19 protein-coding genes are annotated in these 20,171 nt (G+C 67.9%); 15 read left to right on the forward strand and 4 right to left on the reverse strand.

Annotated features, from left to right (window positions below; all coding sequences use genetic code 11):
* Nucleotides 1-22 precede the first annotated feature (22 nt).
* Nucleotides 23-751 (reverse strand): YceH family protein, encoded by a 729-nt coding sequence (locus KIH07_RS09545; RefSeq protein ID WP_226491747.1) that lies wholly within the window; start codon nucleotides 749-751, stop codon nucleotides 23-25.
* A 23-nt stretch (nucleotides 752-774) separates the two neighbouring features.
* Here KIH07_RS09545 and purN point away from each other — a divergent pair, with 23 nt between their 5' ends.
* On the forward strand, nucleotides 775-1,368 hold the full coding sequence (gene purN, locus KIH07_RS09550; RefSeq protein WP_226491748.1) for a phosphoribosylglycinamide formyltransferase: 594 nt from the start codon (nucleotides 775-777) through the stop codon (nucleotides 1,366-1,368).
* 62 nt (nucleotides 1,369-1,430) lie between these two features.
* Here the strand turns inward: purN and KIH07_RS09555 are convergent, their stop codons facing one another.
* On the reverse strand, nucleotides 1,431-1,769 hold the full coding sequence (locus KIH07_RS09555) for a ComEA family DNA-binding protein (RefSeq protein ID WP_226491749.1): 339 nt from the start codon (nucleotides 1,767-1,769) through the stop codon (nucleotides 1,431-1,433).
* Between the two features lie 386 nt (nucleotides 1,770-2,155).
* Here KIH07_RS09555 and KIH07_RS09560 point away from each other — a divergent pair, with 386 nt between their 5' ends.
* The 7 genes from KIH07_RS09560 (at nucleotide 2,156) to KIH07_RS09590 (ending at nucleotide 10,022) form a co-directional block, all read left to right on the forward strand.
* Nucleotides 2,156-2,827: a DUF3047 domain-containing protein gene (locus KIH07_RS09560; protein ID WP_226491750.1), complete on the forward strand. Its 672-nt coding sequence runs from the start codon at nucleotides 2,156-2,158 to the stop codon at nucleotides 2,825-2,827.
* Nucleotides 2,828-3,020: 193 nt separating this feature from the next.
* Entirely contained in the window at nucleotides 3,021-4,001 is a 981-nt protein-coding gene (locus KIH07_RS09565; RefSeq protein WP_226494663.1) for an ABC transporter permease, read from the forward strand.
* Between the two features lie 26 nt (nucleotides 4,002-4,027).
* A complete protein-coding gene (locus KIH07_RS09570) occupies nucleotides 4,028-5,266 on the forward strand; it encodes a M20 aminoacylase family protein (protein ID WP_226494664.1) in 1,239 nt (412 codons plus the stop codon).
* A 37-nt stretch (nucleotides 5,267-5,303) separates the two neighbouring features.
* Entirely contained in the window at nucleotides 5,304-6,881 is a 1,578-nt protein-coding gene (locus tag KIH07_RS09575) for an ABC transporter substrate-binding protein (RefSeq protein WP_226491751.1), read from the forward strand.
* Between the two features lie 138 nt (nucleotides 6,882-7,019).
* Nucleotides 7,020-7,931, forward strand: coding sequence for an ABC transporter permease (locus KIH07_RS09580; protein WP_226491752.1), 912 nt, complete (start codon nucleotides 7,020-7,022; stop codon nucleotides 7,929-7,931).
* 7 nt (nucleotides 7,932-7,938) lie between these two features.
* On the forward strand, nucleotides 7,939-8,937 hold the full coding sequence (locus tag KIH07_RS09585) for an ABC transporter ATP-binding protein (RefSeq protein WP_226491753.1): 999 nt from the start codon (nucleotides 7,939-7,941) through the stop codon (nucleotides 8,935-8,937).
* 98 nt (nucleotides 8,938-9,035) lie between these two features.
* Entirely contained in the window at nucleotides 9,036-10,022 is a 987-nt protein-coding gene (locus tag KIH07_RS09590; protein ID WP_226494665.1) for an ABC transporter ATP-binding protein, read from the forward strand.
* 93 nt (nucleotides 10,023-10,115) lie between these two features.
* Here KIH07_RS09590 and KIH07_RS09595 read toward each other — a convergent pair whose 3' ends face one another.
* The gene (locus KIH07_RS09595) at nucleotides 10,116-10,721 is read right to left on the reverse strand and encodes a TetR/AcrR family transcriptional regulator (RefSeq protein ID WP_226491754.1); all 606 of its coding nucleotides are present in this window, start codon (nucleotides 10,719-10,721) and stop codon (nucleotides 10,116-10,118) included.
* Nucleotides 10,722-10,834: 113 nt separating this feature from the next.
* Here KIH07_RS09595 and fabF point away from each other — a divergent pair, with 113 nt between their 5' ends.
* On the forward strand, nucleotides 10,835-12,160 hold the full coding sequence (gene fabF, locus KIH07_RS09600; protein WP_226491755.1) for a beta-ketoacyl-ACP synthase II: 1,326 nt from the start codon (nucleotides 10,835-10,837) through the stop codon (nucleotides 12,158-12,160).
* A gap of 21 nt (nucleotides 12,161-12,181) precedes the next feature.
* Here fabF and KIH07_RS09605 read toward each other — a convergent pair whose 3' ends face one another.
* Nucleotides 12,182-13,030 carry a MurR/RpiR family transcriptional regulator gene (locus KIH07_RS09605; protein ID WP_226491756.1) on the reverse strand — a complete coding sequence of 283 codons (849 nt, stop codon included), beginning with the start codon at nucleotides 13,028-13,030 and terminating at the stop codon, nucleotides 12,182-12,184.
* A gap of 70 nt (nucleotides 13,031-13,100) precedes the next feature.
* Here KIH07_RS09605 and tal point away from each other — a divergent pair, with 70 nt between their 5' ends.
* From tal to xylB, 6 genes are all read left to right on the forward strand, one after another.
* A complete protein-coding gene (tal, locus tag KIH07_RS09610; protein ID WP_226491757.1) occupies nucleotides 13,101-14,042 on the forward strand; it encodes a transaldolase in 942 nt (313 codons plus the stop codon).
* A 269-nt stretch (nucleotides 14,043-14,311) separates the two neighbouring features.
* Complete coding sequence (xylF, locus tag KIH07_RS09615; protein ID WP_226491758.1) at nucleotides 14,312-15,331, forward strand: D-xylose ABC transporter substrate-binding protein; 1,020 nt, start codon at nucleotides 14,312-14,314, stop codon at nucleotides 15,329-15,331.
* 249 nt (nucleotides 15,332-15,580) lie between these two features.
* Nucleotides 15,581-16,717 carry an ABC transporter permease subunit gene (locus tag KIH07_RS09620; protein ID WP_319004850.1) on the forward strand — a complete coding sequence of 379 codons (1,137 nt, stop codon included), beginning with the start codon at nucleotides 15,581-15,583 and terminating at the stop codon, nucleotides 16,715-16,717.
* Entirely contained in the window at nucleotides 16,714-17,496 is a 783-nt protein-coding gene (locus KIH07_RS09625; RefSeq protein WP_226491760.1) for an ATP-binding cassette domain-containing protein, read from the forward strand. Before KIH07_RS09620 ends, KIH07_RS09625 begins: the two co-directional genes overlap by 4 nt.
* Nucleotides 17,497-18,687 carry an ROK family transcriptional regulator gene (locus KIH07_RS09630; protein ID WP_319004783.1) on the forward strand — a complete coding sequence of 397 codons (1,191 nt, stop codon included), beginning with the start codon at nucleotides 17,497-17,499 and terminating at the stop codon, nucleotides 18,685-18,687.
* Nucleotides 18,688-18,692: 5 nt separating this feature from the next.
* Complete coding sequence (gene xylB, locus KIH07_RS09635; RefSeq protein ID WP_226491761.1) at nucleotides 18,693-20,141, forward strand: xylulokinase; 1,449 nt, start codon at nucleotides 18,693-18,695, stop codon at nucleotides 20,139-20,141.
* The last annotated feature ends 30 nt before the right edge of the window (nucleotides 20,142-20,171 follow it).

The raw sequence follows: 20,171 nt of genomic DNA on the forward strand, positions 1-20,171 counted from the left end.
CAGTTTGGCACGACCGTTCGTTTTATCCCTGTCCGGGCTGCGACAGACCCAGCTGTTCGTGCAGGTTCTGCAACTGGGCCTGAAGCTGGGCGAGGCTGTCTTCCAGCGCCGAGACGCGGCGGGCCAGGGTGATCATCTCTTCCTCGGTGGCGCCCGGCGTCCCCGGGGCCGCGCTCGCGGCGAGGGCGGCGGCGTCCACCGGGCCGCAGAGCAGATGGGCCCAGCGCTGCTCGCGCGCGCCGGGCGCCCGGGGCAGCTTCACCACCAGCGGGCCGCCTTTGTCGGGCGAACGGTCCTGCAGTTCTTCCAGGAAGGCATCGACCGACGCGATGTCGAGGAACTTGTACCAGCGCTCGGTGTTCAGGCGCAGCTCCCCGGCGGTCTGCGGGCCGCGCAGCATCAGCAGGCCCAACAACACGGCGGACTGTTCGGGCACGCCCACCCCACGCAGGAAGTTGTGCTCGTAGCGCGTGACCCGCCCACCGCTGGTCTCGAACACCAGGCTGGACTGGCGCAGGCCGTCGATGGCTTCGCTGATCTCGCTTTCGGTGAGCTGCAGCACCGGGTCGCGGCTCGACTTCTGGTTGCAGCCCGACTGCAGGCTGTTGAGCGTGAGCGGGTAGCTGTCGGGCACGGTGCGCGCTTTTTCCATCAAGGTGCCCAGCACGCGGGCCTGTGCCGCCGTCAGCGGGCGCTGCTGAAAGTCGAGCACGCGCGGGCCGGTGGGGGCGGTGCTGGGGAACTGGGTCATTACACTTCCTCGTTATGTCTCAAGTGAGCAAGAACATCGTGATTCTGATCTCGGGCGGCGGCTCGAACATGGCCGCCATCGTCAACGCCGCGCACCAACAGCGCTGGCACGAGGTCTGTGGCGCCCGGGTGGCCGCCGTGATCAGCAACAAGCCCGACGCCAAGGGGCTGGATTTTGCGCGCTCCCGGCGCATCGCCGCCGACGTGGTGGACCACAAAGGCTTTTCAAGCCGCGAGGCGTTTGACGCGGCGCTGATGCAGTGCATCGACGGCCACGACCCCGCTGGCCACCCGGCGCTGGTCGTGCTGGCGGGCTTCATGCGCATCCTCACGCCGGGTTTTGTGCAGCACTACGCCGGGCGGCTGGTGAACATCCACCCCAGCCTGCTGCCGGCCTTCACCGGCCTGAACACCCACCAGCGCGCGATCGACGCCGGCTGCAAATTCGCCGGCGCCACGGTGCACCGCGTCACGTCCGAACTCGACGACGGCGACATCCTGGAGCAGGCCGTGGTGCCGGTGCTGCCAGACGACACCGCCGAATCGCTGGCCGCGCGTGTGCTGACCCAGGAACACCTGATCTATCCGCGGGCGGTGCGGCGCTTGCTCTGCGTTTGACCACCCGTCCAGAAACACAAAAACCCGCCGAAGCGGGTTTTTGTGTTTCTGGCGGCCTGCCGTCAGGATTTGCCGGACTCGGCCGATGGGGCGGCCGGCTTGCTGGCCTTCTTGTTGGCCGCGGGCGAGACGGGGGCCTTGAAGGTCTCGCCATTGACCGTCAGCCCCTCGTTGGAGAGCGCGCCTGCGCGCTTGGGGCCGATGCCGGGCACGCGGTCGATCAGATCGTTCCAGTCCTTGAATTTGGCCGCTTTGCGCGCGTCCAGGATCTTGGCCGACGTGCCGGGGCCGATGCCCTTGATGCTGTCGAGATCGGCCACGGTGGCGTTGTTCACGTCCACGGCAGCGAAGGCGGTGGCGCAAATGAGGGCCATGATCATGGCCAGTGCTTTTTTCAGCATGAATCCTCCTGAATTGAATTTGATGGAATGTGGACGAAACACCAGCGGGTCCATCGGCAAACGGTGTGACAGGCCCGTTGACGGGTGGCTTGTGACCACCAGTGCGCAATCTAATCGGTGGCGGCGAAAACAGGGCCCCTGAGCATCTAAAAATGTAGAAGATTGTTGTCATTTAACGTCGATATTCACCGTTTTGAATTGGTTTTTCCGGGATGTGAAATTTGAAAAGAGTTCTTTTAACTTATCTTTTCGAGCGTTCCGCAGTCCCTATCGCATGCCTGCTGTTGGGGGGCTGCGCGGCGGTCCCTGTCAACGAGGGTGTGCCCGGTGCCGCTGCCGACCCGGTTGAGCGGGCCTCCGCCCCGTCGCTGCTGGCCCCGCCAACCATGCAGGCACGGGCCCGGCACCTGTTGGTCACGCCAGCCCAACCGCCGTTCTGGGAAGCGCTGACCCTTCCGGGCAAGCCTATGGCGCGTTTCGAGCCCGACACGAAGGCGGGTCGGCTGGCGCTGCGGGTGAGTGCGCACCGGTCGGTCAGCATCCTGCGCCAGCACTTTCCCGCGGGGCTGGACGCGTCGGCCACCACGCTGTCTTTCTCCTGGATGGTGGAAGCCTTGCCCATGGGCGCCGATCTGCGCGATGCCCGGCGCGAAGATGCGCCGGTGCGCATCCTGCTGGCGTTCGATGGCGACCGCGCGCGGTGGCCGGCGAGTGCGCACCGGCTGTCGGAATGGAGCCGCTTGCTCACCGGTGAGGAGCTGCCTTACGCCACGCTGAGCTATGTCTGGAGCCCTACCGACGCGCCGGGCACCGTTGTGGTGAATCCGCGCACCGATCGCCTGCGCAAACTGGTGGTCGACGGCGGTGCGACCCACCTGGGGCAGTGGCGCGAACACCACCGCCACGTGCGGGACGATTTTGTCCAGGCGTTTGGCGAAGAGCCCGGACGCCTGAGGGCCATCGCCCTGATGACCGACACCGACAACACCCAGTCCTCGCTGGAGGCCTGGTATGGCGCCTTGAGGCTGCAGGAGCGTCTCCCCGGAGACACCCCCTGAAGGCATCACGGCCGAGCGTAGGGGTTATGCCCGATCAAGGGCGGGAACAGATGTTGCATAGTGACGCAGCCGAGCGGATGCGCGGGCCCACCGCCGCGCCCGGGGCCGCCAGCGACCCAGGTAAACTGGATTTGCCTGACAGCAGAGGGTCGCTCCCGGAGCGGTGAGCGACCCTCTCTTTATTCCTTCAATGATGTTTGCATTCATTCTCAGGCGATTGGCGCAGGCCGTGGTGGTGATGGTCAGCGTGGCGCTGATCGCGTTCATGCTGTTTCAGTACGTGGGAGACCCGGTGGTTTTCCTGCTCGGCCAGGACGCCACGCCGCAGCAGATCCGCGAGCTGCGCGCCGACCTGGGACTGGACCAGCCGTTTTTCGTGCAGTTCTGGCATTTCCTGGTCAATGCCGCGCAGGGCGAGTTCGGCCTGAGCCTGCGCCAGGGCGCGAAGGTCTCGCGCCTGATCGCCGAGCGTTTCCCCGCCACGCTGGAGCTCTCCATGGTGGCCGCCGTGATGGCGCTGGTGGTCGGCATTCCCATGGGGGTGTATGCCGCGCTCAAGCGGGGCACTCTCATCAGCCAGCTGTTCATGACGGTGTCGCTGCTGGGCGTTTCGCTGCCGACCTTCCTGATCGGCATCCTGCTGATCCTGGTGTTCGCGGTCAACCTGGGCTGGTTTCCGAGCTTTGGCCGGGGTGACGTGACGCAGATCGGCTGGTGGAGCACCGGTCTGCTCAACGCCAAGGGCTGGCACCACATCGTGCTGCCGGCGGTCACACTGGCCATCTTCCAGCTCACGCTCATCATGCGCCTGGTGCGGGCCGAGATGCTGGAGGTGCTGCGCACCGACTACATCAAGTTCGCGCGCGCCCGCGGCCTGACCAACCGCGCGGTGCATTTCGGCCACGCCCTGAAAAACACCCTGGTGCCGGTGATGACCATCACCGGTCTGCAGCTGGGCGGGCTGATCGCCTTTGCCATCATCACCGAGACGGTGTTCCAGTGGCCGGGCATGGGGCTGCTGTTCATCCAGGCGGTGACGTTTGCCGACATCCCCGTGATGGCGGCCTACCTGTGCCTGATCGCGCTCATCTTCGTGGTCATCAACCTGGTCGTCGATCTGCTGTATTTCGCGGTCGACCCACGCCTGCGCGTCGAAAAAGCGGGGAGCCACTGATGCCCACCCCCAACCACCACAAAAACATGCTGTCACCCCGCATCAAAGCCCACGGCCGCGCCTTCGCGCACATCGTGGCCCACCACCCCGAGCTGACCGCGCTGCGGCGCGACCTGCACGCCCACCCCGAGCTCGGGTTCGAAGAGCACTACACCGCGCAGCGCGTGGTGGAGTCGCTCAAGGTCTGCGGCGTGGACGAGATCCACACCGGCATCGGCAAGACCGGCGTGGTGGCCGTGATCCACGGTCGCACGCACCGGCGCGGCGCCGCACCGGGCCGCATGGTGGGGCTGCGCGCCGACATGGACGCGCTCCCCATGACCGAGCACAACGACTTTGCCTGGAAGTCCGCCCACCCCGGCCTCATGCACGGCTGTGGCCACGACGGCCACGTCGCCATGCTGGTGGGGGCGGCGCGTTACCTGGCCGAAACGCGGCAGTTCGACGGCTCGGCCGTGCTGATCTTCCAGCCCGGCGAAGAGGGGTTTGCCGGCGCCAAGGCCATGATCGAGGACGGCCTGTTCGAGCGTTTCCCGGTGCAGTCGGTCTACGGCATGCACAACTGGCCGCAGATGAAGCCCGGTACGGTGGGCGTGAACCCGGGGCCCATGATGGCGTCGGCCGACCGCATCACCATCGAGATCATCGGCAAGGGCGGCCACGGCGCGCACCCCTACCAGACGGTGGACCCGGTGCTGGTGTCGGCCCACATCATCACGGCCCTGCAGAGCATCGTCTCGCGCAACGTGCGCCCGATCGACAGCGCGGTCATCAGCGTGTGCGCCATGCAGGCCGGCGACCTGGGCGCGTTCAGCGTGGTGCCGGGCAAGGCCACGCTGGTGGGCACCGTGCGCACCTTCAACCCCGAGGTGCAGGGCCTGGTGGAGCGCCGTCTGCAGGAGGTCTGCTCCGGTGTGGCGCTCGGCCTGGGTGCCACCGCCAACGTGCACTACGAGCGCATCTACCCGGCCACCATCAACAGCCGCAGCGAAGCGCGGTTCGCCGCCGACGTGGCGCAAAAGCTGGTCGGCCACGATCACGTGGACCGCAACATGGAGCCCAGCATGGGCGCGGAGGATTTTTCCTTCATGCTGCAGGTCAAGCCGGGCGCCTATCTGCGGCTGGGGCAGGGCGCCGACAACGGGGTGGGCAGCTGCTTCCTGCACAACAGCCGTTACGACTTCAACGACGACGTGTTGCCGCTGGGCGCCGCCCTGCACGCCAGCCTGATCGAGCAGAGCATGCCGCTGGACGAAGCGGCATAGGGCTTTCTTTTCCATTCAACAACCACAGGAGCGACTCATGAAGTTCAAGCAAACGCTGGCGGCCAGTCTGATGGCGGCCGCACTGGCCACCCTGGGGGCGGCCCAGGCGCAGACGGTGCGCATCGGCAACCAGGGCGACGCGCTGTCGATGGACCCGCATTCGCTCAACGAGTCGCTGCAACTCAGCGTCACGGGCAACGTGTACGAACCGCTGGTGACCCGCGACAAGGACCTGAAGCTGGTGCCCGCGCTGGCCACGAGCTGGAAGCAGGTGTCGCCCACCGTGTGGCGCTTCGAGCTGCGCAAGGGCGTGAAATTCCACGACGGCAAGCCCTTCACCGCCGACGACGTGCTGTTCAGCCTGGCCCGCGGCGCGGGTGAAGGCTCGGACATGCGCTCCTACACCAACGACATCAAGGAAGCGCGCAAGGTTGGTGACTTCACGGTCGAGATCGAGACCAAGGCACCGTTCCCCATCCTGCCCGACCAGCTCTCGTTCTTCTACATCATGAGCAAGCCGTGGTGCGAGGAAAACCAGGCCACGCGCCCGGTGGACCGCCGCAAGGGCATCGAGAACGCGGCCTCGTTCCGCGCCAACGGCACCGGCCCGTTCCGCCTGCGCGAGCGCCAGCCGAACGTGAAAACCGCCTTCGTGCGCAACGGCAGCTACTGGGGCAAGATCGAAGGCAACGTGGTGAACGTCGAATACACGCCCATCGGCAACGACTCCACGCGCGTGGCGGCCCTGTTGTCGGGCCAGGTGGACGTGATCGAACCTGTGCCGGTGCAGGACGTGGCGCGCATCAACGCCAGCGGCAAGTCCAAGGTGCTGCAAGGCCCCGAGCTGCGCTGGATCTTCCTCGGCATGGACCAGAAACGCGACGAGCTGCTGTATTCGAGCGTCAAGGGCAAGAACCCGTTCAAGGACAAGCGCGTGCGCCAGGCCTTCTACCAGGCCATTGATATCGTGGGCATCCAGAAGACCGTGATGCGCGGCGCGGCCACGCCTGCGGCCTTGCTGGTGGGTCCCGGTGTCAACGGTTATGACCCGGCCATGGACAAGCGCCTGCCGTACGACCCGACCGCGGCCAAGAAGCTGCTGGCCGATGCCGGCTACCCCAACGGGTTCGAGGTGGGCATGAACTGCCCCAACGACCGCTACGTGAACGACGGCAACATCTGCCAGGCGGTGGCGGCCAACCTCGCGCGCATTGGCGTGAAGGTCAACCTGCAGGTCGAAACCAAGGGCACCTACTTCCCCAAGGTGCTCAAGCGCGACACCAGCTTCTACCTGCTGGGCTGGTCGCCCAGCACCTACGACTCGCACAACGTGCTCAACGCGCTGATCCGCTGCGTGGACGACAAGGGCTCGGGCCAGTTCAACCTGGGCGCCTACTGCAACCCGCAGGTGGATGCGCTCACGCTCAAGATCCAGTCGGAAACCGACAAGCCCAAGCGCGACGCCATGATCAAGGAAGCCTTCCAGCTGCACGCCGACGACATCGGCCATCTGCCGCTGCACCAGCAGGCCCTGGCCTGGGGCGTGGGCAGCAATGTGCAGCTGACGCAGCGCGCCGACAACCAGATGCCGTTCCGCTACATGAGTGTGAAGTAGCCCCCTGCGCCGCTGCGCGGCTTCCCCCCAGGGGGACGCCTGCAGCGGCCCGGCGGAGCCGGTTCCGCGCAGGCCCTGGGATGGGCTTCCCTTCTGTTCCGCCAACTGGCTGGTCCACACCCATCGAAAGCACCCCACTTGTTTGCCTTTGCTCGCCGCTGGCTCGACAGCGATGTCGGCCACAGTTTCCGCACCTCGCCCACGGCCATCGTGGCCGCGGTGATTGCCTTCGTCTGTGTGTTCTGCGCGGTGTTCGCGCCCTGGGTGGCGCCGCACAACCCGTTTGACCTCGCCACCCTGGAGCTGTCCAACGCGCGCCTGCCGCCGGCCTGGAGCGAGGGCGGCAGCCGCGACTTTCTGCTCGGCACCGACGACCAGGGGCGCGACATTCTTTCGGCCCTGATGTACGGCGCGCGCATTTCGCTGGCGGTGGGGCTGGCCTCGGTGCTGCTCTCGGTGGTGATCGGCGTGGCCCTGGGGCTGCTGGCGGGTTTCCTGGGCGGCTGGGTCGATGGCGTGCTCATGCGCCTGTGCGACGTGATGCTGTCGTTCCCGTCCATCCTGGTGGCGTTGCTGATCGCCGGCGTGGGCCGGGCGCTGTTTCCCGACGCGCACGACAGCCTGGCCTTCGGCGTGCTGGTCATCGCCATCACCCTGACCGGCTGGGTGCAGTACGCGCGCACCGTGCGCGGCTCTACGATGGTGGAGCGCCACAAGGAATACGTGCAGGCCGCGCGCGTGACCGGCGTGGCACCGCTGCGCATCATGCGCCGCCATGTGCTGCCCAACGTGATGGGCCCGGTGCTGGTGCTGGCCACCATCCAGGTCGCCACCGCCATCATCACCGAGGCCACCTTGTCGTTTCTCGGCGTGGGCGCGCCGCCCACCTCGCCCTCGCTGGGCACCCTGATCCGGGTGGGCAACGACTACCTGTTCTCCGGCGAATGGTGGATCACCATTTTTCCGGGCGCCATGCTGGTGTTGATCGCACTGAGCGTGAACCTGCTGGGCGACTGGCTGCGCGACGCGCTCAACCCAAGACTGAGATGAGCACACGATGAGCCTGCTGCAAGTCAACAACCTGGTCGTCGAATTTCCGCACCGGCGCGGCACGCTGCGCGCCCTGGACGACATTTCCTTCGACATCGCACCCGGCGAGATACTGGGCGTGGTGGGCGAGTCCGGGGCGGGAAAGTCGCTCACCGGGGCCTCGATCATCGGTTTGCTGGAGCCACCCGGGCGCGTGGCGTCCGGCGAGATACGGCTGGAGGGCCGACGCATCGACGACCTGCCCCATGAAGAGATGCGCAAGGTGCGCGGGCGCAAGATCGGCGCCATCTTCCAGGACCCGCTGACCTCGCTGAACCCGCTGTATTCCGTGGGCCGCCAGCTCATCGAAACCATCACCACCCACCTGCCGGTGAACCCTGCCGAGGCGCGCAAACGCGCCATTCAGCTGTTGCGCGACACCGGCATACCGGCGGCCGAGCAGCGCATCGACCACTTCCCGCACCAGTTCTCGGGCGGCATGCGCCAGCGGGTGGTGATCGCGCTGGCGCTGGCGGCCGAGCCGCAGCTGATCGTGGCCGATGAGCCGACCACCGCGCTGGACGTGTCGATCCAGGCCCAGATCATCACGCTGCTGAAGTCCATCTGCAAGGAGCGCGGCGCCGCCGTGATGCTGATCACGCACGACATGGGCGTGATCGCCGAGACCTGCGACCGCGTGGCCGTGATGTACGCCGGGCGCATCGCCGAGATCGGACCGGTGCACGAGGTGATCAACCACCCGGCCCACCCCTACACCGCCGGGCTCATGGCCTGCATTCCCGACATGGGCGTGGACCGCGAGCGGCTGCACCAGATCGACGGCGCCATGCCGCGCCTGAACGCCATCCCCCCGGGGTGCGCCTACAACCCGCGTTGCGAGCGGGCGTTCGACCGCTGCCACGCCGAGCGCCCGGATCTGATGCCCGCTGGCGTCACGCGGGCGGCCTGCTGGCTGCATGCCGGGGCGTCCGCGGCGCCGGGCCTTGCGCGGGAGGTCATCCAGTGAGCGCGGACCTGACCGAGCCCGGGGTGCTGCGCCACGTGCCACAAGAGAACCCGTCGCAGGGACACGCGCATTCTCAGGAGGCGCAGGCCGAGGCGCCGCTGGTGCGCGCCACCGACCTGGCCAAGACCTTCGACGTGTCCGCCCCCTGGCTCAACCGAGTGCTCGAACGCCAGCCGCGCCAGCTGCTGCGCGCGGTCGATGGCGTGTCGTTCGACATTCCGCGCGGCCAGACGCTGGCGCTGGTGGGTGAGTCCGGCTGCGGCAAGAGCACGGTCGCGCGCCTGCTGGTGGGGCTGTACGAACCGACCCGGGGCGGCTTCGAGTTCGACGGGCAGGACGCGCACGCCGCGTTCAAGACGCCCGAAGGGCGCCAACTGCGCCGCCGCATCCAGATGATCTTTCAGGACCCGTACGCCAGCCTGAACCCGCGCTGGGTGGTGGAGGACATCATTGCCGAGCCGCTGCGCGAGCACGGCATCGAGACCGAGCCGGTGGCCCTGCGGGCGCGGGTCGACGCGCTGCTGCATTCGGTCGGGCTGTCGCCGCACGACCGCGTGAAGTACCCGCACCAGTTCTCGGGCGGCCAGCGCCAGCGCATTTCGATCGCGCGCGCGCTGGCCACGCAACCGGAGTTCCTGGTGTGCGACGAGCCCACCAGCGCGCTGGACGTGAGCGTGCAGGCCCAGGTGCTCAACATCATGAAAGACCTGCAGCGCGAGCGCGGGCTGACCTACCTCTTCATCAGCCACAACCTGGCGGTGGTGCGCCACGTGAGCGACCAGGTGGGCGTGATGTACCTCGGCCGCCTGGTGGAGCTGGCACCCAAGCACACGCTGTTCGACACGCCGCGCCACCCCTATACGCGCATGCTGCTCGACGCCATTCCCAAGATGCACGACACCGGGCGGGCGCGCACGCCGGTCTCGGGCGAAGTGCCCAACCCGCTCAATCCACCCGAGGGCTGCGCGTTCAACCCGCGTTGCCCACACGCCAACGGGCGCTGCCGCAGCGAGCGGCCGGCGTTGTTGACCCTAGGCGGGGTGCGGGTGGCCTGCCACGCGGTGGAAGAGGGCCGCATTCCGTAGGCGGGTGTTCCCCTGGGCGGTCAGCGCATGCAAAGGGCTTTTCCAGAGGGCTTTGTGTAGGAAGCCGTGGCCGGCCCGGCGCCGGCATGGGTTTCATCGTTGTTGGGGCGGCGAGAGCAGGTGCTCGCGCAGGGTGGCCAGAATCTCGTCGGAAAGTGCCGGCCGTCCCGCCGCCGTGGCGCGCGCCAGCACCAGGCCGCCCACCATGGTGGCCAGCATCTGCGTGGCGCGCGCACGCCCTTCGGGGCTCGGCTCGCCCTGCTCTAGGCCTTCGATCACGCGCGCAAAGCGCTCGATGTTGCGCTCGATGCCCTGCGCAAAGACCTCGGAGAGGCCACCGCCCGCCCGCGCGGCATCCACCGCCAGCGCCGCCACGGGACAGCCCTCACCCGGGTGGTCGCGGTGCTGGGGCGAGAGGTAGCCCGCCACCCGTGCCGCCAGACCCTGGGGCGCGGCACCCGTGTCTGCGTCCGTGCCGCCGAGCGGGGGAATCGACCAGTCGAACGCCCTTGTGCAGGCCTCGCGCACCAGCGCGTCCTTGTTCTCGAAGTGCCGGTACAGCCCGCCATGGGTCAGGCCCGCATCGCGCGTGATGTCGGCCACGCCCACGCCCGAGAGCCCGTGCTCGCGGTACAGGCGCGACGCCGCATCCAGGATGCCCTGGCGGTTTTCCGCAGACTGGAGCTTGGAGACTTTCATGGTCACCTCTTTTGATGATGATCGTACGCAAAATGCGTTGGTGCGTTTATGATGATGGTCGCAATCATAAATGCGCGGCCCTTCGTCGCGCAGCAAGCAGAGGGTCAACGACGATGGATGGCAACAACGGTGCGCAGGCATCGGGCAACGGCGGCGGGCACCTGCGCCGTGTGGTGATCACGGGCATGGGGCTGGTGTCGCCCCTGGGATGCGGGGTGGAGCTGGCATGGCGCCGCCTCTTGCAGGGGGCCTCGGGCCTGCGCCTGCTGCCCGATGCGGTGGTGGACGGCATCGCCGCCAAGGTGGGCGGCGCGGTGCCCACGCTGGCCGACGACCCCGAGGGGGGCTGGGACCCCGACACCGTCGCCTCGTCCAAGGACCGGCGCAAGATGGACCGCTTCATTCCCTTTGCGCTGGGCACGGCGCAGCAGGCGCTGGCGCAGGCCGGCTGGGCACCCACCGAGGCACATGAGCAGCAGCGCACGGCCACCGTCATCGCATCCGGCATCGGCGGCTTTGGCGCCATTGCCGAGGCCGTGCGCACCACGGATGCGCGCGGGCCGCAGCGCCTGTCGCCGTTCACCGTGCCGTCCTTTCTGGTCAACCTGGCCGCCGGGCAGGTGTCCATCCGCCACGGGCTCAAGGGGCCTCTGGGTGCGCCCGTCACCGCGTGTGCGGCCAGCGTGCAGGCCATTGGCGACGCCGCGCGCCTGATCCGCTGCGGCGAGGCCGACGTGGCCGTCTGCGGCGGCACCGAGGCCACCATCGACCGCGTGAGCCTGGGCGGCTTCGCGGCGGCCAAGGCGCTCTCCACCGGTTTTTCGGACCACCCTTCGCAGGCCTCGCGCCCCTTCGACGCGGCACGCGACGGCTTCGTGATGGGCGAGGGGGCCGGCATGCTGGTGCTCGAATCGCTCGACCATGCGCTGGCCCGCGGCGCGACGCCGCTGGCCGAGGTGCTGGGCTACGGCACCTCGGCCGATGCGTACCACATCACCTCGGGGCCCGAGGACGGTGACGGCGCGCGCCGCAGCATGGAGATGGCGCTGGCCCAGGCCGGTCTGGTGGCCAGTCAGGTGCAGCACCTCAACGCCCATGCCACCTCCACCTTCGTGGGCGACCGGGGTGAGCTGGCGGCCATCCGCCGTGTGTTCGGCACCGGCAAGTCGGTGGCGATTGCGTCGACCAAGGCGGCCACGGGGCATCTGCTGGGGGCGGCGGGCGCGGTGGCGGCGATCTTCACCACCCTGGCGCTGCGCGATCAGGTGGTGCCCGGCACGCTGAATCTGGACCACCCCGACGAACTGGCCGAGGGCCTGGACATGGTGGCGCACCGCCCTCGCGCCATGGCGCTGGAGCACGCCATGCTCAACGGCTTCGGGTTTGGCGGGGTGAACGCCTCGCTGGTGCTCAAGCGCTGGGTGCCCGCCACCGCGTAGGCGGCGAGCGTCCCGCGGCGCTCAGGTGTAGCGCTTGCTCCGCAAGTTGTTCTTCATTTCCTTGAGCAGCGGTTGCAGCTTGCTGCCGCCGATGCGCAGCGCCACGCAGGTGGCCACCACGTCGATCACCATCAGGTGCATCAACCGCGAGGTCATGGGGCTGTAGCGGTCGTAGCCTTCGGGGTGGTCGGCCGAGAGGTGGATGTGGCCGGAGGTGGCCAAGGGCGAGCCGCTGGCGGTGATCACGATCACGGTGGCGCCGTGCTTGCGGGCGATGTCGGCCGCGTCCATCAGGTCGCGCGTGCGGCCCGAGTTGGAGATGATCACCACACAGTCGCCCGGCCCCAGCAGCGAGGCGCTCATCACCTGCATGTGGCCGTCGCTGTAGGCGATGGCGTTGATGCCCAGGCGGAAGAACTTGTGTTGCGCGTCCTGCGCCACGATGCCCGAATTGCCGGCGCCGTAGAACTCGATGCGGCCCCGGTTCTTGTAGGTGGCGAGCAGGGCGTCCACCGCCTTCTCGATCGAGTGGGTGGAGGCGTCGTTGCGGTATTTCAGGAACGCCGCCACGGTGTTGTCGATCACCTTCACCAGCACGTCGCCGACCTTGTCGTCCACGTCCACGCTGCGGTGGATGAAGGGCACGCCTTCGCTCACGGTGCCGGCCAGCTTGAGCTTGAAGTCCGACAGGCCGTCGTAGCCCATGCTGCGGCAGAAGCGCACCACGGTGGGCTTGCTCACATGGGCGCGGTCGGCCAGTTCGGACACCGGCAGGCTGGCGAAACTGCGCGGGTCGAGCAGCACGAGTTTGCCCACCCTTTGTTCGGCGGGGGCCAGCGAGGGCAGGGAGGCTTTGATGCGGTCGAGCATGGGGAACAAGCGGGTTACGAAACCAGTTACATGGCGGATATGAAACCTTATTACACCCGATAATGGCGAAATGAACCAGCTTGACGCACTCAAACAGCTCACCACCGTGGTTGCCGACACCGGCGACTTCAACCAGATCGCCGCCTTTTCGCCGCGCGACGCCACCACCAACCCGTCGCTCATCCTGAAGGCGGTGCAGAAGCCCGAATACGCCCACCTGCTGCAGGACGCGGTGTCCAAATACGGCTCGCAGGGGCTGGACGAAACCATGAACCGCCTGCTCGTGAGCTTCGGCTGCGAGATCCTCAAACACATCCCCGGCCGCGTGTCCACCGAAGTGGATGCCCGCCTGAGCTTCGACACCGAAGCCACCGTGACGCGGGCGCGCCGCATCATCGACCTGTACCAGGGCGAGGGCGTGCACATCGACCGGGTGCTGATCAAGATCGCTTCCACCTGGGAGGGCATTCAGGCCGCGGCGCGGCTGGAGCGCGAAGGCATCCACACCAACCTCACGCTGCTGTTCTCGTTTGCCCAGGCCGTGGCCTGCGGCCAGGCCAAGGTGCAGCTGATCTCCCCGTTTGTCGGTCGCATCTACGACTGGTACAAGAAAAGCGCGGGCGCCGGCTGGGACGAAGCCGCCAACGCCGGTGCCAACGATCCCGGCGTGAAGTCGGTGCGCGCGATCTACAACTTCTACAAAAAGCACGGCATCGCCACCGAGGTGATGGGCGCGAGCTTTCGCAACGTGGGCCAGATCACGGCCCTGGCCGGCTGCGACTTGCTGACCATCAGCCCCGACCTGCTGGCCCAGCTGGCCGCGAGCGAGGCCGCGCTGCCCAGGGCGCTGGACGCCGAAGCCGCGCGGGCGATGGACGTTCCCTTCGTGCAGTACGACGAGGCGGGTTTCCGCTTCGCGCTCAACGAAGACGCGATGGCCACGGAGAAGCTGGCCGAAGGCATCCGCGCGTTCGTGGCGGACACGATCAAGCTCGAAGCCCTGATGAAGTGAACGGCGGCCGCTGGAGACCGAAAAAAGCCCCGCGGGTCACCTCGCGGGGCTTTTTTTGTTTCTGGGTGGCGGGTGTGCACCCGTCGATATATAGTTCGATGAACAAACTATATCGGGTTTGTCCCTATTCGCTTTCACCTTGCGGTCCAGAACAATTAGTTCGTCGTCCTTACAAAATGCACTGTGCTGCATTGGGTGGAGCACGATGGCTCTGAGGGGCCTTTCCACAACCACGGGCCTGGCACAGGCCAAAACCACCGGAGACATTGATGAAACTGAAGACAACTCTGACCGCCTTTGCCCTGAGCATGGCCACCGCGGGCGCGTTCGCCCAGGTCGTGGGCGTGAGCTGGTCCAACTTCCAGGAAGAGCGCTGGAAGACCGATGAAGCCGCCATCAAGGCGCAACTGGCCAAAGCCGGTGCCAGTTACATCAGCGCCGATGCCGGTGGTTCACCGGAAAAGCAGTTGGCCGACATCGACAGCCTGATCTCCAAGGGCGCCAAGGCGCTGATCATCCTGGCCATGGACAAGGACGCCATCCTGCCCGCCGTGAACAAGGCCAACCAGCAGAAGATTCCCGTGGTGGCTTACGACCGCCTGATCGAAGCGCCCGGCGTGTTCTACATCACCTTCGACAACGCGGAAGTGGGCCGCATGCAGGCGCGCGCCATTTTTGCAGCCAAGCCCAAGGGCAACTACGTGATGATCAAGGGCTCGCCGACCGACCCCAACGCCGACTTCCTGCGCGGCGGCCAGCAAGAAATCATCGACGCCGCCGTGAAGAAGGGCGACATCAAGATCGTGGGCGAGGAATATACCGAGGGCTGGAAGCCCGAGGTTGCCCAGAAGAACATGGAGCAGATCCTCACCAAGACCGGTGGCAAGGTGGACGCCGTGGTGGCCTCCAACGACGGCACCGCCGGTGGCGTGGTCGCCGCGCTGAACGCCAAGGGCATCAAGGGCACGCCGGTGTCGGGCCAGGACGGCGACCACGCCGCGCTCAACCGCGTGGCCATGGGCTCGCAGACCGTGTCGGTGTGGAAAGACGCGCGCGACCTGGGTCGCGACGCCGCAGCCGCCGCCGTGGCGCTGGCCAAGGGCCAGAAGGTGGCGGGCGCCCAGACCTGGAACGGTGGCGAGAAGAAGGTGGCCCTGCAGGCCCAGTTCCTCAAGCCGGTGCCCATCACCTCCAAGAACCTGGACGTGGTGGTGAAGGCGGGCTGGATCAAGAAGGACGAGCTGTGCAAGGGCGTGGACGCCGCCAAGGGACCGGCCGCATGTAAGTAAAAAAGCACCCCCTGCGCCGCTGCGCGGCTCCCCCCTCAAGGGGGGCGCGCCCAGCGGCCTGGCAGAGCCAGTTCCGCGGGCGCCCTGGGGCAACATCCTTTGCGCATCGCTGACGAACTGGACGGAGAGGTCTCCAACCGCGGGCTGGGGTCGGCCCGCGGTTTTTTCTTTCTTTGTGTCCTGCGGAGAACGCATGTGAATCCGTTTTTGAATTCGCTCAGACAGGCGGCCATCGACTGGCGCCTGGTGATGATGGGCGCGGTGCTGGCGGCCATTGCCCTGGTGTTCAACGTGCTGTCCGACGGGCTGTTTCTGTCGCCCGAGAATCTGTACAACATTGCCCAGCAGACGGCGGTGGTGGGCATCGTGGCCACCGTGGTGGTGCTGATCATCGTGGCGCGCCACATCGACCTGTCGGTCGGCTCGGTCATGGGCTTCGTGGGGGTGCTGATCGCCACCCTGATGTACACCGCCGGCTGGCACTGGGTGTCGGCCTCGCTGGCGGGCCTGGCGGTGGCCATCGGGGTGTCGCTGTACCAGGGTGCGCTGACGGCCAAGCTGGGCGTGCCCTCGTTCGTGGTGACGCTGGGCGGCCTGATGTCGTTCCGCGGCGCGGCTTTTCTGGTGGCCGACGGCAAGACCCAGCCGGTGAACGACCCGTTTTTCCAGCGCCTGGGCGGCGGCTATGACGGCGCCATTGGCGTGGGCCCGAGCTGGTGGCTGGCAGCCGTGATCGTGCTGGCCCTGGTGGCGCTGACCTGGGTCCGGCGCCGGGCCCGGGCGTCCTACGGCGTGCCCAACAACCCGCTGTGGCTGGACGCGCTCATCGTGCTGGTGCCCGTGGCCATCGTACTGGGCTTCGTGGCGGCCATGAACGCCTACCAGATTCCCAGCAAGGACGCGCCGCAGGGCATTCCCATTCCGGTGCTGATCTGGGGTGTGGTGGCCGTGGTGCTGTCCTTCATCGTGCGCCGCACCCGTTTTGGCCGCTACGTGTTCGCCATGGGCGGGAACCCCGAGGCCGCCGCGCTGGTGGGCATTCCGGTGCGCAAGGTCACGCTGATGCTGTTCGCGCTGCTCGGGGTGCTCATCACCATCGCCGCCATCGTGTCGATCGCCCGGCTGAACGCCGGCACCAACTCGCTGGGCACCAGCATGGAGCTGTTCGTGATCGCGGCGGCCGTGATCGGCGGCACCGCGTTGGCGGGCGGCAGCGGTTCCATCCTGGGCTCGGTGCTGGGCGCGCTCATCATGCAGAGCATCGACAGCGGCATGCTGCTGCTCGACGTGTCCATCGGCGTGCGCTACGTGATCATCGGCCAGGTGCTGATCGTGGCGGTGGTGTTCGACGTGATCTACCGCCGTCTGACGGGAGACGCTGCATGAGCACTGTTGCAAGTACCACCCCAGCGCTGGTGGAGATGCGCCAGATCGGCAAGGCCTTTGGCGGCGTGCAGGCGGTGGACGACGTGAGCATCCAGCTCTACCCCGGCGAAGTGGTGGCCTTGCTGGGCCACAACGGCGCGGGCAAATCGACCCTGATGAAGATGCTGGCCGGGGCCTACCCGATCGACAGCGGCGAGGTGCTGATCAACGGCGAGAAGGCCCACATCCGAACCCCGGTGGACGCGCAGCGTTGCGGCATCGAGTCGATCTACCAGACCCTGGCGCTGGCCGACAACCTCGACGCCGTGGCCAACCTGTTCCTCGGCCGCGAGCTGCTGACGCGCTGGAACACGCTGGACGACCACCGCATGGACGCGGACGCGCGCAAGGTGTTCCACCGCCTGAACAAGAACTTCCAGAACGTGCGCACACCGGTGCGCCGCCTCTCGGGCGGGCAGCGCCAGGTGGTGGCCATCTCGCGCGCCATCTACTTCAACGCGCGCATTCTGATCATGGACGAGCCCACCGCGGCGCTCGGGCCGGAGGAAACCGCGATGGTGGGCAACCTGGTGCGCCAGCTCAAGGCCGAGGGCGTGGGCATCTTCCTGATCACCCACGACATGCCCGACGTGTTTGGCCTGAGCGACCGCCTGGCGGTGATGAAGAACGGCAAGCTGGTGGGTGCCTACCGCACGGCCGACGTCACCGAGGACGAGGTCCTGGGCATGATCATCGCGGGCAAACAACCGGAGGGCAAAACGCAGACCCACAGCCTGTGAATGCTGCGCCGCTTCAAGACCATGAAAACCACCGGCGACCAACAACTCGTCAAGCGCATCAACCGCAGCGTTGTGCTGCGCCTGCTGCGCCGCCAGAGCGGGCTCTCCCGCGCCCAGCTGGCGCAGGAGAGCGGGCTGACCAAGTCCACGGTGAGTCTGCTGGTGCGCGAACTGCTCGACGAGGGCTGGGTGACCGAGGGCGACGTGCCCGCCGCCCAGGGGCTGGGGCGGCCGTCCACCCCGCTGCGCATCGACGGCAGCCGCCGCGGCATGATCGGCGTGGAAGTGGCGGTGGAGGCGTTGCGGGTGGTCGGGGTGTCGCTCATCGGCGAGGTGCTGTGTGCGCGGGAAGAGCCGCTGGCCGGCAGCGAGCCCGAGGTGGTGTGCCGCCAGGCCGCCGGCCTGGTGGCGCAGACCCAGGCACAGCTCGCCGGGCAGGGCGTGCAGCTTCAGGGCGTGGGGGTGGGCCTGCCCGGTGCTTTTGACGAGGCCAGTGGCATGCTGCGCTTTGCGCCCAACCTGGGCTGGCGCAACGTGGATTTCGTGCCCCTGATCACCCAGGCGCTGGCCCAGGCGGGCGTGCCCCCGGCGGCCGTGCACGTGCAGAACGAAGCCGACACGGCGGCCCTGAGCGAATACGAGTTTTCCGAGGGCGACGCCCAGGACTCGCTGATCTTCGTGACCTGCGGCGCCGGTGTGGGCGCGGGCATTGTGCTCAACGACCGCTTGTTCACCGGCATGCAGGGCATGGCCGGCGAGATCGGCCACAGCATCCTGCAGATCGACGGGCCGTTGTGCTCCTGCGGCCGCCGGGGCTGTGCCGAAACCTTCTTCGGCGCCCGCGCGCTGGCCCGGCTGGCCGACCCGGCGCAGGGTGGGCAGTTTCTGGGCGTGGTGCTGCAAAACCTCTGGACCACCTTCAACCCCAGCGCGCTGGTGGTCGGTGGTCCCTCGTGTGAACGCTATCCCGGCATCGTGCCGGTGGCCCAGGCCACCTTGCAGGGCTATGCCGCCAGCGCCGGTGTGCCCGCGCCCCCGGTGCGCGCCGCGCGCTACGGGCTGCTGGCGTCGGCCGTGGGCGCGGCCGCGCTGGTGCTGTACCACGACCTGCGGCCCATGCATGCGCCGGCACCCGGTGGGGCCACTCGCGCCACGGACGCCCCGCAAACCCCTTCAACCCCCACAACGTAACCCGCATGTTCATCGGTATCGACATTGGCACCTCCGAGGTCAAGGCGCTGCTCCTGGCCCCCGACCACACCGTGCAGGGATCGGCCGGCGCCGCCCTCACCGTGTCGCGCCCCCTGCCCGGCCACAGCGAACAGAACCCCCACGACTGGTGGGCCGCCACGCAGGCCGCGCTGGCGCAGCTGCGCGCCGCTCACCCGCAGGCCTATGCGGCGGCGCAGGGCATCGGCCTGTCGGGCCAGATGCACGGCGCCGTGCTGCTGGACGCGCAAGACCAGGTGCTGCGCCCCGCCATTCTGTGGAACGACACCCGCTGCGCCGCCGAGTGCGCCGAGATGATGGCCGAGCTGCCCAGCCTGCCCGATCTGGCCGGCACCCTGGCCATGCCCGGCTTCACCGCGCCCAAGCTGCGCTGGGTGGCCCGGCACGAGCCGGACATCTTCAAGCGCGTGGCCAAGGTGCTGCTGCCCAAGGACTACGTGCGGCTGATGCTCACCGGCGAGTACGTGACCGACCTGTCGGACGCCAGCGGCACCCTGTGGCTGGACGTGCGGCAGCGCAGCTGGTCCGACGCGCTGCTGGCCCTCACCGGCCTGAGCCAGGCCCACATGCCGCGCCTGGTGGAAGGCAGCGCGCCCGGCGGATTCCTGAAGCCCGCCGTGGCGCAGGCCCTGGGCCTGCCGGCGGGCATCGTCGTGGCCGGTGGCGGCGGTGACAACGCGGCCAGCGCCGTGGGCATGGGCGCGGTGGACGCGGGCCAGGGCTTTCTCTCGCTGGGTACCAGCGGCGTGCTGTTTGTCGTCACGCCCAGCTACCAGCCCAACGCCGCCAGCGCCACGCACGCGTTTTGCCACGCCTTGCCGCAGCGTTGGCACCAGATGAGCGTGATGCTCTCGGCCGCCAGTGCGTTGCAATGGGTGACCGATCTGCTGGGCGCACCGAACGCCGGTGCGGTGGCGGGCAAGGCCGCAGCGCTGTCGCTGGCCGAGCGCGCGGCTTCACCCCTGTTCCTGCCCTACCTGGGTGGCGAGCGCACCCCGCACAACGATGCGAATGTGCGCGGCAGCTTTCACCAGCTGAGCTTTGACACCGACGCCGCCCGCCTGGGCTACGCCGTCATCGAGGGTGTGAGCTTCGGCCTGAAAGACGGCTTGGCGGCTCTGAACGCGGCGGGCTGCAGCCTCAACCGCCTGTCGCTGGTGGGTGGCGGCGCCCGCAGTGCCTTCTGGGCGCAGCAACTGGCCAGCGCGCTGAACACCGAGGTCGTGACCCACGGCAGCTCCGCCGTGGGGGGCGCCTTGGGTGCCGCGCGCCTGGCCTGGCTGGCCACCGGAGCGCCGCAGAGCGCCGTGTGCCAGAGCCCCGCCGTGGAGGCCCGCTACCACCCCGATGCCGCCGAGCAGGCCCTGCTCGAACCCCGTTACGCCCAGTTCCGTTCCCTGTACCGAACGGCGTGAAGTCTTTACATACCCAACCCCTGCCCACCG

The sequence above is a fragment of the Hydrogenophaga taeniospiralis genome (assembly GCF_020510445.1).
In the GTDB taxonomy this organism is placed as follows: domain Bacteria; phylum Pseudomonadota; class Gammaproteobacteria; order Burkholderiales; family Burkholderiaceae_C; genus Hydrogenophaga.

What these genes read in the sequence shown, in the direction of transcription:
- KIH07_RS09555 (WP_226491749.1), bottom strand. Translation starts at nt 1,769, where the DNA reads ATGCTGAAAAAAGCACTGGCCATGATCATGGCCCTCATTTGCGCCACC.
- KIH07_RS09570 (WP_226494664.1), top strand. Translation starts at nt 4,028, where the DNA reads ATGCTGTCACCCCGCATCAAAGCCCACGGCCGCGCCTTCGCGCACATC.
- KIH07_RS09630 (WP_319004783.1), top strand. Translation starts at nt 17,497, where the DNA reads ATGCTGCGCCGCTTCAAGACCATGAAAACCACCGGCGACCAACAACTC.
- KIH07_RS09575 (WP_226491751.1), top strand. Translation starts at nt 5,304, where the DNA reads ATGAAGTTCAAGCAAACGCTGGCGGCCAGTCTGATGGCGGCCGCACTG.
- fabF (WP_226491755.1), top strand. Translation starts at nt 10,835, where the DNA reads ATGGATGGCAACAACGGTGCGCAGGCATCGGGCAACGGCGGCGGGCAC.
- xylB (WP_226491761.1), top strand. Translation starts at nt 18,693, where the DNA reads ATGTTCATCGGTATCGACATTGGCACCTCCGAGGTCAAGGCGCTGCTC.
- KIH07_RS09585 (WP_226491753.1), top strand. Translation starts at nt 7,939, where the DNA reads ATGAGCCTGCTGCAAGTCAACAACCTGGTCGTCGAATTTCCGCACCGG.
- tal (WP_226491757.1), top strand. Translation starts at nt 13,101, where the DNA reads ATGAACCAGCTTGACGCACTCAAACAGCTCACCACCGTGGTTGCCGAC.
- KIH07_RS09605 (WP_226491756.1), bottom strand. Translation starts at nt 13,030, where the DNA reads ATGCTCGACCGCATCAAAGCCTCCCTGCCCTCGCTGGCCCCCGCCGAA.
- KIH07_RS09565 (WP_226494663.1), top strand. Translation starts at nt 3,021, where the DNA reads ATGTTTGCATTCATTCTCAGGCGATTGGCGCAGGCCGTGGTGGTGATG.
- KIH07_RS09620 (WP_319004850.1), top strand. Translation starts at nt 15,581, where the DNA reads ATGATGGGCGCGGTGCTGGCGGCCATTGCCCTGGTGTTCAACGTGCTG.
- KIH07_RS09625 (WP_226491760.1), top strand. Translation starts at nt 16,714, where the DNA reads ATGAGCACTGTTGCAAGTACCACCCCAGCGCTGGTGGAGATGCGCCAG.
- KIH07_RS09560 (WP_226491750.1), top strand. Translation starts at nt 2,156, where the DNA reads ATGCAGGCACGGGCCCGGCACCTGTTGGTCACGCCAGCCCAACCGCCG.
- xylF (WP_226491758.1), top strand. Translation starts at nt 14,312, where the DNA reads ATGAAACTGAAGACAACTCTGACCGCCTTTGCCCTGAGCATGGCCACC.
- KIH07_RS09545 (WP_226491747.1), bottom strand. Translation starts at nt 751, where the DNA reads ATGACCCAGTTCCCCAGCACCGCCCCCACCGGCCCGCGCGTGCTCGAC.
- KIH07_RS09595 (WP_226491754.1), bottom strand. Translation starts at nt 10,721, where the DNA reads ATGAAAGTCTCCAAGCTCCAGTCTGCGGAAAACCGCCAGGGCATCCTG.